14 protein-coding genes are annotated in these 14,798 nt (G+C 45.3%); 13 read left to right on the forward strand and 1 reads right to left on the reverse strand.

The annotated features are described in order from the left end of the window. The first annotated feature begins 259 nt into the window (after positions 1-259). The 3 genes from MUP17_05050 (at position 260) to sucD (ending at position 3,815) form a co-directional block, all read left to right on the forward strand. Positions 260-1,300 (forward strand): Fic family protein, encoded by a 1,041-nt coding sequence (locus MUP17_05050; protein ID MCJ7458339.1) that lies wholly within the window; start codon positions 260-262, stop codon positions 1,298-1,300. A gap of 71 nt (positions 1,301-1,371) precedes the next feature. Next, positions 1,372-2,550 carry an ADP-forming succinate--CoA ligase subunit beta gene (sucC, locus tag MUP17_05055; GenBank protein ID MCJ7458340.1) on the forward strand — a complete coding sequence of 393 codons (1,179 nt, stop codon included), beginning with the start codon at positions 1,372-1,374 and terminating at the stop codon, positions 2,548-2,550. Positions 2,551-2,855: 305 nt separating this feature from the next. Continuing rightward, positions 2,856-3,815: a succinate--CoA ligase subunit alpha gene (gene sucD / locus MUP17_05060; GenBank protein ID MCJ7458341.1), complete on the forward strand. Its 960-nt coding sequence runs from the start codon at positions 2,856-2,858 to the stop codon at positions 3,813-3,815. 177 nt (positions 3,816-3,992) lie between these two features. On the opposite strand, the gene MUP17_05065 is transcribed toward sucD, so the two are convergent. Continuing rightward, positions 3,993-5,549: a hypothetical protein gene (locus MUP17_05065; protein MCJ7458342.1), complete on the reverse strand. Its 1,557-nt coding sequence runs from the start codon at positions 5,547-5,549 to the stop codon at positions 3,993-3,995. 329 nt (positions 5,550-5,878) lie between these two features. On the opposite strand from MUP17_05065, the gene MUP17_05070 reads away from it, so the two are divergent. From MUP17_05070 to MUP17_05115, 10 genes are all read left to right on the forward strand, one after another. Continuing rightward, complete coding sequence (locus MUP17_05070) at positions 5,879-6,169, forward strand: 4Fe-4S binding protein (protein ID MCJ7458343.1); 291 nt, start codon at positions 5,879-5,881, stop codon at positions 6,167-6,169. Further along, positions 6,159-7,316: a 2-oxoacid:acceptor oxidoreductase subunit alpha gene (locus tag MUP17_05075; protein ID MCJ7458344.1), complete on the forward strand. Its 1,158-nt coding sequence runs from the start codon at positions 6,159-6,161 to the stop codon at positions 7,314-7,316. Before MUP17_05070 ends, MUP17_05075 begins: the two co-directional genes overlap by 11 nt. Then, positions 7,313-8,209, forward strand: a complete 897-nt coding sequence (locus tag MUP17_05080; protein MCJ7458345.1) for a thiamine pyrophosphate-dependent enzyme — start codon at positions 7,313-7,315, stop codon at positions 8,207-8,209. The genes MUP17_05075 and MUP17_05080 overlap by 4 nt, the downstream gene beginning before the upstream one ends. After that, the gene (locus tag MUP17_05085) at positions 8,202-8,753 is read left to right on the forward strand and encodes a 2-oxoacid:acceptor oxidoreductase family protein (protein ID MCJ7458346.1); all 552 of its coding nucleotides are present in this window, start codon (positions 8,202-8,204) and stop codon (positions 8,751-8,753) included. Before MUP17_05080 ends, MUP17_05085 begins: the two co-directional genes overlap by 8 nt. Before the next feature lie 7 nt (positions 8,754-8,760). Next, a complete protein-coding gene (locus MUP17_05090) occupies positions 8,761-8,931 on the forward strand; it encodes an FAD-dependent oxidoreductase (GenBank protein ID MCJ7458347.1) in 171 nt (56 codons plus the stop codon). Positions 8,932-8,946: 15 nt separating this feature from the next. Further along, positions 8,947-11,814 carry an FAD-dependent oxidoreductase gene (locus tag MUP17_05095; protein MCJ7458348.1) on the forward strand — a complete coding sequence of 956 codons (2,868 nt, stop codon included), beginning with the start codon at positions 8,947-8,949 and terminating at the stop codon, positions 11,812-11,814. A gap of 109 nt (positions 11,815-11,923) precedes the next feature. Beyond that, positions 11,924-12,397, forward strand: a complete 474-nt coding sequence (locus MUP17_05100) for a DinB family protein (GenBank protein ID MCJ7458349.1) — start codon at positions 11,924-11,926, stop codon at positions 12,395-12,397. Positions 12,398-12,739: 342 nt separating this feature from the next. Continuing rightward, positions 12,740-13,474: a type II toxin-antitoxin system HicB family antitoxin gene (locus MUP17_05105; GenBank protein ID MCJ7458350.1), complete on the forward strand. Its 735-nt coding sequence runs from the start codon at positions 12,740-12,742 to the stop codon at positions 13,472-13,474. Between the two features lie 69 nt (positions 13,475-13,543). Next, positions 13,544-14,011 (forward strand): hydrogenase iron-sulfur subunit, encoded by a 468-nt coding sequence (locus tag MUP17_05110; protein ID MCJ7458351.1) that lies wholly within the window; start codon positions 13,544-13,546, stop codon positions 14,009-14,011. 182 nt (positions 14,012-14,193) lie between these two features. Beyond that, positions 14,194-14,798 (forward strand): (Fe-S)-binding protein (locus MUP17_05115; protein ID MCJ7458352.1); only part of this gene is annotated, 605 nt, incomplete at its 3' end.

Here is a 14,798-nt window from a genome sequence, read left to right on the forward strand (position 1 = left end):
AAGGTGTACAGATTCTTCGGTCATCTGCCTTCGGCGAGATTCCCTCAGAATGACATTAAGATAGAGATGTATTCATTGCGTCTCTATCTTTTTGGCAATAAATTTCATTTGCAATTTTGTCAGAGTTATGTTATATAATTAATCTTGTGAAAAAAATAACTTGTTTCAAGCTCTTTGAATTTATGAACTCTACAGTTTGATGGATCAGGAGATTGCGGTAGTCAAAAAACATCAAATGAAGAACCTAAGGAAAAGTTAGATGCCATTTCAACCTAAATTCACTATAACCCCCGGAATAAATAAATCTCTGATAGAGATAGAAAGGGTAAGGGGGTTCTTAGATGCGATAAAGATTAAAGAGGATTGGTTTTCTTCCATCCAGAAGGAAGCTCTTATCTTAGAGTCGCACTATTCCACCCATATTGAGGGAACAGCCTTGAGTCTCGAGCAGGCAAAAAGGATTCTTGACGGTAAGAAAGTCAAGGGTGTAAGGGAGGATGACAGAAAGGAGCTTTTGAATTATAAGAAAGCAATGGGTTTTGTCTCCAAATATCTGGGCAAGGAAGATCCTATTACTGAAGGTCTAATTAGAGAAATCCATAAAATCCTGGTCAGGGGTGTAAGAGGTGGACAGGCTGAGCCTGGAAAATATCGTATGGTCCAGAATTATGTTGTAAATTCCAAGACAAAGAAGATCATCTACACCCCCCCTCCACCTTTAGAGGTACCTCCTCTGATGCGGGAATTCGTCGAGTGGTTAAATGACGATAAGGATATCTCAGATATTATGGTAGCGGGCATTGCTCAGTTTCAATTTGTGCATATTCATCCCTTTTTAGACGGCAACGGTCGCAGTGCCAGGTTATTATCCACTCTCATTCTTTATAAAACCGGGTATGATTTTAAGAGATTATTTACTCTTTCAGAATACTATGATAAAGACAGGTCGGCTTATTATGAAGCCATTCAATCGGTCAGAGAAAAAAATATGGATATGACCTTCTGGCTTGAATATTTTGTAGAAGGGTTGAGGTCACAGATGAGCACTATAAAGGAGAAAAGCCAGAGGGTAATTAAGTATGATTCTGTGCTGCAAAAGGCAAGCTCAATGGGTCTTTTGGAACGTCAGGTAAAGGCGTTGAAATATATTATTCAGAATGAAAGTATCTCCCGTTCAGAATATGTTGAAAAACTCAAGGTCTCTTTGCGCACCGCAAATTACGATTTGAGTTTACTGGAAACTAAAGGATTTATCAAAAGAACAGGTACAGGCAGGACAATAAGATATGTGCTTGGGTAAGCTCAACTTACTCATTACTGATTGCACGCAAATTGCACGCAAAATTTAACCCTTGTTCAAAGGAGTAGAGAATGAAAATACACGAATATCAGGCTAAGGAGATTTTCAGGAAATATGGCATACCGGTGCCGCCGGGGGAGATGGCGGAAACTCCGGAGCAAGCCAAGGAGATTGCACAGAAAATCGGCAAACCGGTGATGATTAAGGCTCAGGTGCACGTGGGTGGAAGGGGAAAGGCTGGGGGTATAAAGTCCGCAGCAAATCCAGATGAGGCTTACGAGAAAGCTAAGAATATCCTGGGGATGGATATCAAAGGTCTCAAAGTCAAAAAGGTTTTAGTCACCGAAAGCAAGGAGATTTCCTCTGAAGCTTATATCGGGATAATCGTTGACCGGAGAACTAAAAAGCCGGTGATGATGGTTTCTCCTGCTGGTGGAATAGACATCGAAGAAGTCGCTAAAAATACGCCGGAAAAGATTTTCAAGTTAGAAGTCGACCCGCTACTCGGTTTGCAGCCGTATCAGGCACGCAATTTAGCCTTTAAGCTTTATGCCAATCCAAAAACCTGTAACCAGGCTATTCCTGTGATAATGAAGTTATACTGGGCTTTCTGGGACGTGGATTGCTCCTTAGCCGAAATAAATCCATTTATCACCACACCAGAAGGGGAGGTCTGGGCGTTAGATGCCAAGATAAATATAGATGATAACGGCCTGGAAAGGCATCCGGAGATCGAAGCTATGAGGGATTTGGATTCAGAAGAACCGGGTGAAAATGAAGCCAGGAAGATGGGCCTGTCCTTTGTGAAATTAGATGGGAATATCGGATGTGTGGTCAACGGAGCGGGTCTGGCTATGGCAACTATGGACCTGGTGAAACATTTCGGAGCTGAGCCGGCAAATTTCTTAGATATCGGAGGAAGCTCCAATCCGGAAAAAGTGATGACTGCGATGAGGATTATCACCAGAGACCAGAACGTAAAAGCCATTCTGTTCAACATCTTCGGCGGGATAACCAGATGTGATGACGTGGCAACCGGGATTGTAGCCGCCCTGAAGGAGTTTAAACCGAAAGTACCGATTGTCGTCCGGCTGACTGGCACGAATGAGGATAAGGCAAGGGAGATACTGAAACAGGTAGGTCTTTCTGCAACATCCTCTATGGAAGAGGTAGTTAAAAAAGCGATTGAGCTGAGCAATGTTACACAATTGCAGATGTTTGAAGGGTGCGATGCGCCGACGGAGAAATGAATTTGTAGGGGCGTGTTCTAACTGACTTTAGTCAGGTAGGCACCCACGCCACTAAAGTGGCTGGGAACTCACTGAGAAATAAAGTCGCGTAGCGGTCCGCCTGAGGCGGATTAGACCTCCGCTGAGCCCTAAAGGCTCAGCTACGCGATTATGAAATAATCATAGAGACGCATGCGATGCGTCTTTACAAATAAACGTAGCGCGACCCTTTTCCTATTAACGGATCCGTAGGACAGGGTCGCAAAAAACTAAAATCAATATGGAACGCATCCAAATGGATGCACTCCAGGTTGAGGGAGGATCAATTGAGCATATTAGTGGACAAAAATACCAGGCTGGTGGTTCAGGGGATTACTGGTAGGGATGGGGCTTTTCATACCAAGCAGATGTTAGATTACGGAACGAAAGTCGTTGCCGGGGTGACTCCGGGCAAAGCAGGGGAAAAGGTAGAAGGTGTGCCGGTTTTCAATTCAGTAAAAGAAGCTGTTGAGAAAACAAAAGCGAATACCTCGGTGATTTACGTTCCCTCAAAATTCGCAGTGGATGCTATCTATGAGGCGGCTAATGCTGGAATTAAATTAGTGATCTGCATAGCTGAAGGGATACCTACAACTGAGATGCTGAAAGTGTATCATTATCTTAAAAATACTGATACCAGATTGGTAGGCCCGAATAGTCCAGGGGTGATTACTCCCGGAGTGGCGAAGGTGGGAATAATGCCGGGACAAATTCATAAAAAAGGGAGCATTGGAGTTGTATCGCGCAGTGGCACCTTGACTTATGAGGTGGCATATAATCTGACCTTAAATGGCCTGGGTCAATCAACAAGTTTAGGGATTGGAGGAGATCCGATTATCGGGACTAACTTCATAGACGTCTTAGAATTATTTCAGAAAGACCCGCAAACAGAAGGAATCGTTCTCATAGGCGAAATAGGTGGAACTGATGAGGAAAAGGCGGCAGCATATATAAAGAAGTATGTGACCAAGCCGGTTGTGGCTTTCATTGCCGGAAGAACAGCGCCTCCGGGCAAAAGGATGGGGCACGCAGGAGCTATTATTTCCGGCGGAAGCGGAACAGCAGCTGAGAAAGTGGCAGCATTCAATAAAGTCGGAATAAAGGTAGCGGAAAGCCCGGCAGAAATTGCGATATTGATGAAAAAGGAACTGGAAAAAAGGAAAAGTAAACCAAAAGTCAAAAAGGTTCTTGCAAAGAAAAAGAAAGCAGTCAAAAAGGTTAAAGGACAGAGAAGGAAAAGAAAGTAGAATCACTGACCCACGTTGAGGGCAACCCTACGGGCAAGCTGTGGGTCTACCATTTTGCGCTGGATGTTGGTCTCCTGACCAACGCCCGTGTCCTTCGTTGGTGAAAACACCAACGAAAAGCAAATAGGGGCGGGGAGTCCCCACCCCTACATTATCTCACTTCATACGTCTCACGTCTTACTTCATACCGTTTATGTCTTCTTTCATCTCCAGTCTTTGCTGTTCCGTTCTATTCTGTTCCGCTTCTGTTAGCTTTCTTTGCTCTTCTCTTTGCGCCAGTTCCGCTTGATACTGTTTCTCCAGCTTGGACCAAAGTTCAGGGTATAAATTGGGGTCATCTTTACCCACATCTGTCTCCCTCAGCCTCTCAGTTTCATATCCTTTCCTTTTGGCAATTACTCTATAAGAAAATGAGGCATTGCTTGTTCCACCCTGTAGCTCAAAAACATCAAAGCTGGTGCTGGAAGATTTCACATAAGTTCCCCTGCAATCGTCTTTGAGTTGAATGAAAACCTTCATGGGGTGGAGATTATTTATGGTCACTGTTTCTAAAAACAAAGGGTCAAGCTCAACGTGTCCTCTACCATTTATAAGTTGCCCTTCACCAAAATCCTCAAACCAAACCTCAGGGGATTCTATCACACTCATCAGTCGGTGACCTTTTGAAGTTTTAAGAACCGCATTTTTAGTTCCGGAAGCAGCAAAATCTCCTGCCGCATAAACCGCAGCACCTGAACCACCAGCTGCCTCAGAGGCATAGACCCCATAATGGGTTCCTGTGCCGACAGAAAATGTCCAGAAATATCCACCATATGCGTTACCGGTTGATGTATTCTGTGCCTGACCATAGTAACCATAAGCGGAGCTTGAAGAGGAACTTGAACCTCCTGCCCTGACCCCACTATGCTCTCCTGTTCCGTTACTAGTTGTGCCGAAAGACCCACCAACAGCCCAGCCTGTGGAAGTATTATCAGCTAATCCGTAGACACCATAAGCGGAGCTGTAGGAAGAATAACCTGCTCCATAAACCCCAAAATGGGATAATCCTGTCCCGGCAGAAGATGTGGAGAAATATCCACCACAAGCATCGAATGAAGCGTTGTCTGCATATCCCTTTATACCATACATAGGTGAGGCACTACTCCCTGAGGCTTTGCCTAAGAAGGCAGTGCCAGAAGAAATATAAACACTATCTGGTCCAGCAACATTTACATATTTCTCGCTTAAGGTAATGGCCTGCTCGTATAAATCAGTTGCCACACCAGAACGACCATAATCATTAGCAGGACTTAAAAAATCAGAAGCATCCAGTCCATCTAATTTATCTGAGTTCATCGAATAAGAAGATGTATCTGCTTTAACTGTTCTGTAAGAATAGCCTAAACTTGAGAGTCTCTGTCTTGGTGTCATCTCAGGATCTATTTGCACTTTTATCCCTAACCAAGTATAAAGAGAATTGAAGATACTATCAGGTATCGGGGTAATTGAACCTAAGATCACATTAAAAAGCCCTTTGCTTACTATTACTTCTTGTGTCTCAGTCCACTTTGGTATACCCCCGATGGAATCTGTATAAAACCTGAACATCACTGAATAATTCCCATCTGGCACAAACTTCCCAGATGCATCAGTTAGCCTCCCCTGAAAGTTGATTAACTTGGGCACATCGGCAGAAGCTGAAACACAGACTAACAGCCACACCATCACTCCCAAAAACAAAGCACGCTGACGCATAAGACCCTCCTTGAGGTATTGAAGTTAAAAGTTTTGCTGACAATCTCGATTTGTCAAATCCCAGTTGAAGAAAATATCGGAGTCAAAATTGATTGTCAAGTGAAAAGAGTTAGATTGTAAGGGCAGGCACTCGTACCTGCCCTTTTAACTGACGTCTAACATCTCATTTCTGACTCACTTTTTCTTGAACAGGGTATAAAGGCAAGTTAATGCCAAAAATTGAAGAAAAATTAACCTTTTTTTGGGCAAAACGCTTGACTTATTTGGATTAGTTTGTATTATGTCATATTGGTGTAAGAAAAGTTAATTCTTTTCTGGAGGTAAGAAAGATGAGGTTCTGGCGCAAGCCCTTAGATGCTGATAAGCTCCAGATTCCACACGGTGAAATTCACATAATCAGGGAAAGATGTAAAGGTTGCGGCTTCTGCGTTGAATACTGCCCCAAAGACGTTTTAGAGCTTTCCACTGAATTCAACTTAAAAGGTTATCATCCCCCGGCTGCGAAAAACGCGGAAGCCTGCGTTCACTGTGGACTTTGCGAGCTTTTATGTCCTGAATTCGCTTTATTTGTCTTAGAAAAAAAGGAAGACCAAAAGGAGGTGGAGAAAATTGAAAGCTGATCCCAAAAGGGTCTTAACCGGGGCTCACTATTTAGATGGAGACCATGCAGCTGCAGAAGGGGCTTTAGCTGCAGGGTGTACTTTTGTGGCTGGGTATCCAATAACTCCATCCACTGAAGTGGTGGAGAGGATGGCAGAGAGGTTTCCAGGAGTGGGTGGGATTTTCATTCAGATGGAAGATGAGCTTGGCTCAATGGCAGCAGTAGTCGGTGCAACCTGGGGCGGCTCAAAATCGATGACTGTTACCTCAGGTCCGGGCTTCTCCCTGATGATGGAGAACATCGGTTTAGCCTGTATGATGGAGGCACCCTGCGTGGTAGTGGACGTTCAAAGAGGCGGTCCTTCTACCGGGCTTCCCACTTTGCCAGGTCAAGCAGATATGATGCAGGCAAAATGGGGCTCGCATGGCGATTATGAGCTGGTAGCTTTATCGCCCAATTCTCCACAGGAAGCTTTCTGGGTTTTGATAAAAGCATTCAACCTGTCTGAGAGATTCAGGGTTCCGGTTTTAGTGATGATGGATGAGTGTGTGGGACATATGACTGAAAAGGTGGTCATCCCTGAAGCAGACCAGATAGAGCTTTATCCCAGAAGATATACCGAGCTTCCGCCTGAAAAATATCTCCCCTTCAAACCCGAAAAGGACTTAGTTCCCCAGATGATAAAAGCCGGGGATGGTTACAAAATCCACGTTACCGGTTTGACTCATGATGAAAGAGGTTATCCGGTTATGACCTGGGAAGCCCAGGAGAAATTAGTCAGGCGATTAGTCGAAAAGATAAGGCTGTTTAAAGATGAATTAGTGGATATAGAAGAGGAACAAACTGAAGGTGCAGATGTCGTGGTCTTCTCCTACGGTATAAGCTCCAGGGTATCTATCCCGGCAATTCAGAAGGCAAGAAAAGAAGGTATTAAGGTTGGATATTTAAGACCTATCATCGTCTGGCCCTTTCCGGAGAAAAAGATTTACGAATTAGCCCAGAAGATAAAAGGGTTTGTGGTGGTGGAGATGAATTACGGACAGATGGTCCTGGAGGTGGAAAGAGCAACCAAAGGGAAGACCAAAACGATTTTGGTCCCGCATGGTGGTGGATGGGTGCACGAACCTGAGGATATCTACAAGGCTATCAAGGAGGCAGCAAAATGAGCGAAGTCCAACTGAAAAAGAAAAAAGAGGAAACAGAAGAAGAACACCCGATGGAGCATCTTCTGAGGATGGAGCGGATGCCGCACATCTGGTGCCCCACCTGCGGAATAGGAACTGCGGTTACAGCTTTTCTGATGGCTCTGGAAAAATCGCAAATACCTTTGAAGGATACAGCCATAGTTTCCGGGATAGGATGCACAGGCAGGGTTGCCGGGTATGTCAAATTAGATTCATTTCACTCGACTCACGGACGTGCGATACCTTTTGCCACAGGTCTAAAATTAGCCAATCCGAAACTGAAGGTGGTGGTTTTCTCAGGGGACGGGGATATTATGGGAATAGGAGGGAATCACTTTTTGCATGCGGCAAGAAGGAATATGGATCTAACCGTCGTATGCGTCAACAACTTCATCTATGCGATGACCGGAGGTCAGTGCGCGGCTACCACGCCGGTAACAGCTAACACCTCGACTTCACCTTACGGAAATTTCGAGCAGCCGTTCAGTCTTCCTTACTTAGCCGCATCTTGCGGAGCAGTCTACGTTGCCCGCTGGACAGCTCTGGACGTCAGAAGACTGGCAAAATCTCTAACCGAGGCGTTACAGAAAAAAGGTTTCTCCTTTGTGGAGATAATCTGCCCCTGCTCAACTCTCTATGCCAGAAGGAACCGGTTAGGAACCGGACTTGACCTTATGAAGTTCTATCACGACAACTCGGTCATCAAGCACGGTGCCGATTTATCGGAGTTAGACATCAGCTTCCAGTCCAAGATAGTCGTGGGGAAGTTCATCGACCGGGAAAGACCTACCTTTATTGAGGGAGTAAATCAGGGCTTAAGAGGAGTACTAAAGGACAAATTCGTAGAATATGGAGGGCCGATAGATGATGACTGAGATAAGGATTTCCGGATATGGTGGGCAGGGGGTTATACGCTGCGGATACATAATCGGCAAGGCGGCCTCACTCTATGATAACAAACATGCGACCATGACCCAGAGTTTCGGTCCGGAGGCAAGAGGAAGCGCGTGCAGCTCACAGGTTTTGGTCTCTGAGGATAAAATCCTTTACCCTTATGTCACTTTGCCTCAGATTCTGGTTGCGATGTCCCAGGAGGCGTATACTAAATTCTCACCGAATTTAGACCTGAACGGAACTCTGATCATCGATGACGATTTGGTCACTCCTGAAGAGGCAAGAGGAAATATCAAAACCTACGCGGTACCCTCAACCCGCTTTGCCGAAGAGATGGGAGCAAAAATAGTCGCCAACATAGTGATGTTAGGGTTTTTCACTGCGGTAACAGGATTAGTTTCACCTGAGGCGATGAGGAAGGCAGTCTCAACCTCAGTCCCTGAAAGGTTGGTGGATTTGAACCTGAAGGGTTTTGACAAAGGTTTTCAGTTCGGGCAGGAAGTAAAAGAGGCTTCCAAACAGTAAGCCGGATATGTCGAAAAAAGGTGCTCTGGTAATCGGGGGCGGGGTTGCGGGAATTCAGGCGGCACTGGATTTAGCCAATGCGGATTTCCAGGTCTATTTGGTTGAGAGGTCTCCCACCTTAGGCGGGAGGATGGCTCAGTTAGACAAGACCTTCCCCACCATGGACTGCGCCATATGAATCCTGGGTCCCAGGATGTTAGATGCCGGTCGGCATCCGAACATAAAAGTCTGGACCTACTCTGAAGTCAAACAGGTGGAAGGGGAAAAAGGTAATTTCAGAGTAACAGTCAGGCGAAAATCCAGGAGCGTGGATGAAAACTCCTGCGTGGGGTGCGGGGACTGTGCTAAGGAATGTCCTATAATCGTGCCGAATGCTTTTGATTTAGGATTAGGCGCACGTAAAGCAATCTATTCTCCTTTTCCACAAGCTTCTCCACGAGCTTATGTCATCGACAAAGAGAACTGCTTGAATAAAAAATTTATCGTGTGCGAGCGCTGTTCTGCGGTCTGCAAGCCGAAATCCATTGATTACGACCTGCCGGATAAGGATGAGGAGATAAATGTCGGCTCCATCATCCTCTCCACTGGTTTTGAGGAATATGACCCGACCATTTTAAGCTGTTTTGATTACTCCCTGCACGAGGATGTCGTAACTGGAATGGAATTCGAAAGACTGCTCAATGCCTCAGGTCCAACTGGCGGACATATAAGAAGACCTTCAGACAAAAAGCTCCCAAAAACTTTAGGTTTTATCCAGTGCGTGGGTTCCAGGTCGAATGATAATAAAGGGGTTCCTTACTGTTCCTATTTCTGCTGTATGAATGCAGTAAAAAACTCGCTTTTGGCAAAGGTACATGAACCGGAAATTGAGAAGATATATATTTTCTATCACGACATGAGAGCATTTGGCAAAGGGTATGAAGACCTTTACTTAAGAGCCAAAGCTGATCCCTCTGTGGTTTTCTATCACGGTAAACCTTCCAAGATAATCGAAGATCCGATAACCAAAGATTTATGGATTGCAGTTGAGAATATGGATAATGGCAAGGTGGAAAGAATAAAGGTCGATTTAGCCATTCTTTCCTCTGCGGCAGTTCCATCTGCCGGGACAAGGGAATTAGCTGAGATTTTAGGAATTGAGCTTGACCAGACAGGATTTTTCAAGCCAAAAGAGGTAAACTCTCCTCTTGAGTCGACCAAAGAAGGGATCTACCTTTGCGGCTGCTCCGGCGGTTTAAAAGATATAACTGATTCGGTTGCTTTCGGGTCTGCCTCGGCTTTGAAAGTCTCCTCTCATCTTAAGGGTCAGAAGATAAAAAGGGAGCCATTAAAAGTCGAGCAGATTGATACCTCTGGAGAACCGAGAATCGGGGTTTTTGTCTGTCACTGCGGGATAAATATTGCTGGAGTGGTGGATGTCAGCGCAGTGGAGGAGTATGCTAAGTCTCTGCCGGACGTTGTGTTCGTTATGAAAGACCTATTCGTCTGCTCAGATGGCACCCAGAGATTACTTCAGGATAAGATAAAAGAGCATAATCTTAACCGGGTGGTTGTGGCAGCCTGCACTCCGAGGACGCATGAGCCGATCTTTCAGGAGACCTGCCAGAGAGCGGGACTGAACCCATATCTATTCGAGATGGCAAATATCAGGGACCAGTGCTCCTGGGTGCATGCCAGCGAGCCAGAGGAGGCGACTTCAAAAGCTAAAGATTTAATCCGGATGGCTGTGACCAAGGCGAGAAGGCTTCAGCCTCTTGAATCCAGAGAAGTTGAGATGAATTCAAAAATCCTGGTCATCGGTGGCGGGATCTCTGGCATCTCTGCGGCTCTGGATTTATCCTCCCAGGGCTATAAGGTCACGTTAATCGAAAAAGAGAAAAGCTTGGGCGGAAGATTAGCTTCCTTGGGAAATTTAAGCTTTTCCACAATGAGCGGAAAGGAACTGTTAAAAAAGAAATTAGACGAGCTTTCCCAGAATAAAGTCAAGATTCTCACATCCACTGAGGTGAAAAAGGTGGATGGTTTTGTGGGAAATTTTGAGGTGACACTTGAAACGAAAGATGACAAAAAGAAAAGCTCAAAACTGAAAGCCGGCACAATAATTTTAGCCATCGGGTCTGACCTTTATAATCCTGAGGGCAAATATGGTTATGGAAAATTTCCTGAGGTGATCACAAATTTGGATGCAGAAAAACTTCTTCAGGAGAAGGAATTTAAAATCAAAGATAAAAAGCCGGAGCAGACTGTCTTTATTCAATGCGTTGGTTCAAGAGAAAAAGAAGGCAGAAAATACTGTTCGAGGTACTGCTGTCAGGTGGCTATAAAACAAGCAATGGCGTTAGCGGAAAAAGGGTTAAAAGTTACGGTTTTATACAGAGACTTGAGGAGTTTCAATCCCGGAGCTGAGGAAGCATATAGAAGAGCGCGCGGTTTAGGGGTCTTGTTCTTGAGATATGACGAGGATAATCCTCCAGAAGTCTTGGGTGAAGATAGATTAAGAATGGTCAAACTATCACAGCCTCTGCTCAAAACAGAAGTTGAGATTCCTGCTGATCTGGTAATCCTTTCAGTGGGAATGGTTCCCGGAGAGAAAGATTTTGCTCACCTGCAGGAGCTTTTGAAAGTTCCCAGAGGTCTGGATGGATTTTTCATGGAGAGGCATTCAAAGCTCGGACCGGTGGAGACCAACACTGAAGGGATTTTTATCTGCGGTTGCGCCCAGTCTCCGAAACTTATTCCGGAATCGATCGGGCAGGCGCTCGGTGCTGCAGGTAAGGCGGCGATCCTTGCCTCCAGAGATAAAATCAAACTGGCGCCTATAGTCTGCCAGATAGTGGAACCATCACTCTGCAGGGCTTGCGGCACCTGTGTGAAGATCTGTGAATTTCACGCTCCATCTTTAGAGGAGAAGGACGGAATCTATATTGCTAGGATAAATGAAGCCCTGTGCAAGGGATGCGGGACCTGTGCGGCCCTGTGCCCGACCTCGGCTATTACAGCTTTCCATTTCACGGATGAACAGATCGAGGAGATGGTGGAGAGCTGTTTGCTCTTTGAATGATTTGGAAAGAGTATAGAAGTGCATCAGCTTGTTGATGCGTCCTTTACGAATAGGGCGAGGAAACCTCGCCCCTACAGGAACAACAAAATTTATTTAAAAAGGAGGTTTTATGGAAAAGAAAGTTTTACTGGGGATGTTAGCGTATTTTGACAAGGTACAAAAAGTCACCCAGAAGGCAATAAAGCTAATCCCAAAGGATAAGCTCAATTTCAAACCCTGCCCGGAGGTGATGTCCGTAAAAGAGCTGGTCAAACATATTTACACCAGTGAGAAGGTGTTTACAGATGGAGCTAAAAAAGGGTCTATCTCCGAAGATGATTTCAAGAAAGCATCCTTTGAGGTTAAAAGTGTTGATGGTTTACTCAAATTTGCTAAAAGAGTTCATCAGAACACCAACCGGATTGCCAAATCGTTAACTCCGATTCAGATGAAGAAAAAGGTCAAGTGCTTCTGGGAAGATGAGCTTCCAGCCTGGACCTGCTTTACGGTTTCTTATGATGAACACTGGCACCACCGGGGACAGCTTTTTACCTATCTCCGGCTGATGGGAATAAAGCCACCGGATTTGTATGATTTTAAATAAGGAAAGGATTCAAGGAGCCAAGGGTTCAAATTGCTCTTCGTCCGAATTTGGATCCATAGGATTGGTGTCCTCACCAACGAAGCACGTAGGGCAAGGTCATCAAGGTCTTGTCCACAGGATCCCGGGTGAAGACTTTTGCCTTGCATTCGCTCTGTTGGTCAGGAGACCAACAGAGAACAGCGAATAATAGTTGTAGGGGTCGGGTTACCCGCCCCAAAAGCTGTTTCTGTCATTGCGAGGAGGTCATTTGACCAACGAAGCAATCTACAGAAAGTGGACGGATTGCTTCGCTCTCCCGCTTATTGCGGGGTCGCTCGCAATGACATCCGTGTTATAAAAAAAATGGACAAATACAAAATTTATCTCGAGGTTGACAGAAAAGGTTGCTGTATGGCGCATATCCGGGAGCTGCCAGGCTGTTTTGTCTGGGATAGGACTCAGAAGAAAGTTTTAGAAAGAGTTCCTGAAATAATCAAAGGTTATTTATCCTTCTTGAAGAAAAATGGTGAGAAAAATGCAAGTGTTCCTAAAAAGATAGAATACGAAATTATGGAGACCCAAAAAGGAACCTGTCCGGTAATTAGCGGGAGCAAGGCCGCATTGTTTTCTTATGATTTACTTCCTCCTGCGAAAGCCTTCATTAACCAATGCATTCGCTGGATGGGATATAACCGGAAAGAGCTTTTAAAGAAGGTTGGTAAACTCTCAGATGAAATTCTCGACTGGAAACCGGAGAAAAAAGTCCGCTCGATCAGAGAGACTTTATATCATGTTGCCAACTGTGATCTGTGGTATCTTTCCCGGCTAAAAGATTTTAAAGAGCTGTATACGGTGCCAGAATATCCTCAGGAAAAGATTTTCGACAAGTTAAAAAAGAATAGAGAGGTAGCAGTCAGGGTTCTAAAAAAGCTTTCTGCGGAAGACAGAAACAAGATCAACATTCCCAGGAAATGGGCAAAGTACAAAAACGAGAAATGGACAGCCGGGAAGATGCTGAGAAGATTTTTAGAGCACGAAAGAGAGCATATCGGGACGATCGATAAGACGCTGGGTAAATACAGAAAGAGCATCGCATAGGGGCAGGGTTCCCCTGCCCTGGGCGAGGAGACCTCGCCCCTACAAATAGACGGTGCAAAGGCGACAGGAATGACCGAGAAAAATTTCGAACCTAAAATCGTGGTCTTTGCCTGCAACTGGTGTTCTTATGCTGGCGCAGATACTGCCGGGGTGGGCAGGCTGCAGTACCCACCTAATGTCAGGTTGATCCGGGTGATGTGTTCAGGCAGGATTAGGCCTGGTTTTGTCCTGAAGGCGTTTGAGCTGGGCGCTGACGGGGTGATGTGGTCCGGCTGTCATTTCGGGGACTGCCACTACGTTTTCGGAAATTACCGTGCAGTTGAGCAGTTCGAGATCACAAAAAATCTGGTCAAGATGTTGGGAATAGAAAAGGAAAGGTTGAGATTGGAATGGGTCTCGGCCGCAGAAGGGGGAAGGTGGGCTCAACTGATCAAGGAGTTTGTGGAGGATGTGAAGAAAGTAGGACCGAGTCCGTTAAGAAAAACAAAGGAAGATGGAAGAAGGAAGATGGAAAAAGAAATGATGAGTGATGGATGACGGATGAATGATGGCTGTCATTCCGAGCCCGACGGAGATCAATTGTCATTCTGAGTCCGCCAGAGGCGGACGAAGAATCTAAGATTCTTCGGTCGTCCAAATGGACTCCCTCAGAATGACAAATGAAGAGATATCGAATAGCAATAGCAAACAGCGAATAGCAAAAACCGAATAGCAGAATTATGAAAAAAGAGATCATAAGAAAAACCAAAGCCTATTATTGTCTGGATTGCGGTAAATGTACCGCGGTCTGCCCGATTGCCAATGTGAGAAACGGTTATTCTCCCCGGAAATTGGTAACCCTGACCGTTAACCGCTCAGATGACTTAGTTCTGCAGGAGGCAGGCCTATGGAGCTGTTTGACCTGCAGAAGGTGCCAGGACATCTGCCCTTCGGATGTGGATTATGTGGAGTTCACCAAACTTATGAGGGGAGAAGCGAAAAAAGCGGGTGAAGAAGGGAAATGCTCGCACGGTGGTGCGCTACAATCAATAATGAAGATAATGACTGCTCCGGATTTGAAGCAAGATCGGATGGGATGGATAAGTTCTGACCTGAAAACCTCAAATGACAGCGAATACCTTTACTTCGTCGGGTGTCTGCCATATTTCGAAACTTTCTTTTCAGACATAAAAGCAAATTCACTCGATATTGCCCGCTCAACATTGAAGATTCTTAACCTCTCAGGAATTGAGCCGCAAATCATGGCAAATGAAAGGTGCTGCGGGCACGACCTATTATGGACCGGGGATTTTGAGAATTTCAAAAGACTGGCTCAACATAATGT

This window comes from Candidatus Zixiibacteriota bacterium, from assembly GCA_022865345.1.
GTDB lineage: Bacteria > Zixibacteria > MSB-5A5 > MSB-5A5 > RBG-16-43-9 > RBG-16-43-9.

Coding starts and splice junctions, on each gene's coding strand:
- MUP17_05050 (MCJ7458339.1), top strand. CDS start 260: ATGCCATTTCAACCTAAATTCACTATAACCCCCGGAATAAATAAATCT.
- sucC (MCJ7458340.1), top strand. CDS start 1,372: ATGAAAATACACGAATATCAGGCTAAGGAGATTTTCAGGAAATATGGC.
- MUP17_05065 (MCJ7458342.1), bottom strand. CDS start 5,549: ATGCGTCAGCGTGCTTTGTTTTTGGGAGTGATGGTGTGGCTGTTAGTC.
- MUP17_05070 (MCJ7458343.1), top strand. CDS start 5,879: ATGAGGTTCTGGCGCAAGCCCTTAGATGCTGATAAGCTCCAGATTCCA.
- MUP17_05080 (MCJ7458345.1), top strand. CDS start 7,313: ATGAGCGAAGTCCAACTGAAAAAGAAAAAAGAGGAAACAGAAGAAGAA.
- MUP17_05085 (MCJ7458346.1), top strand. CDS start 8,202: ATGACTGAGATAAGGATTTCCGGATATGGTGGGCAGGGGGTTATACGC.
- MUP17_05090 (MCJ7458347.1), top strand. CDS start 8,761: ATGTCGAAAAAAGGTGCTCTGGTAATCGGGGGCGGGGTTGCGGGAATT.
- MUP17_05095 (MCJ7458348.1), top strand. CDS start 8,947: ATGTTAGATGCCGGTCGGCATCCGAACATAAAAGTCTGGACCTACTCT.
- MUP17_05100 (MCJ7458349.1), top strand. CDS start 11,924: ATGGAAAAGAAAGTTTTACTGGGGATGTTAGCGTATTTTGACAAGGTA.
- MUP17_05105 (MCJ7458350.1), top strand. CDS start 12,740: ATGGACAAATACAAAATTTATCTCGAGGTTGACAGAAAAGGTTGCTGT.
- MUP17_05110 (MCJ7458351.1), top strand. CDS start 13,544: ATGACCGAGAAAAATTTCGAACCTAAAATCGTGGTCTTTGCCTGCAAC.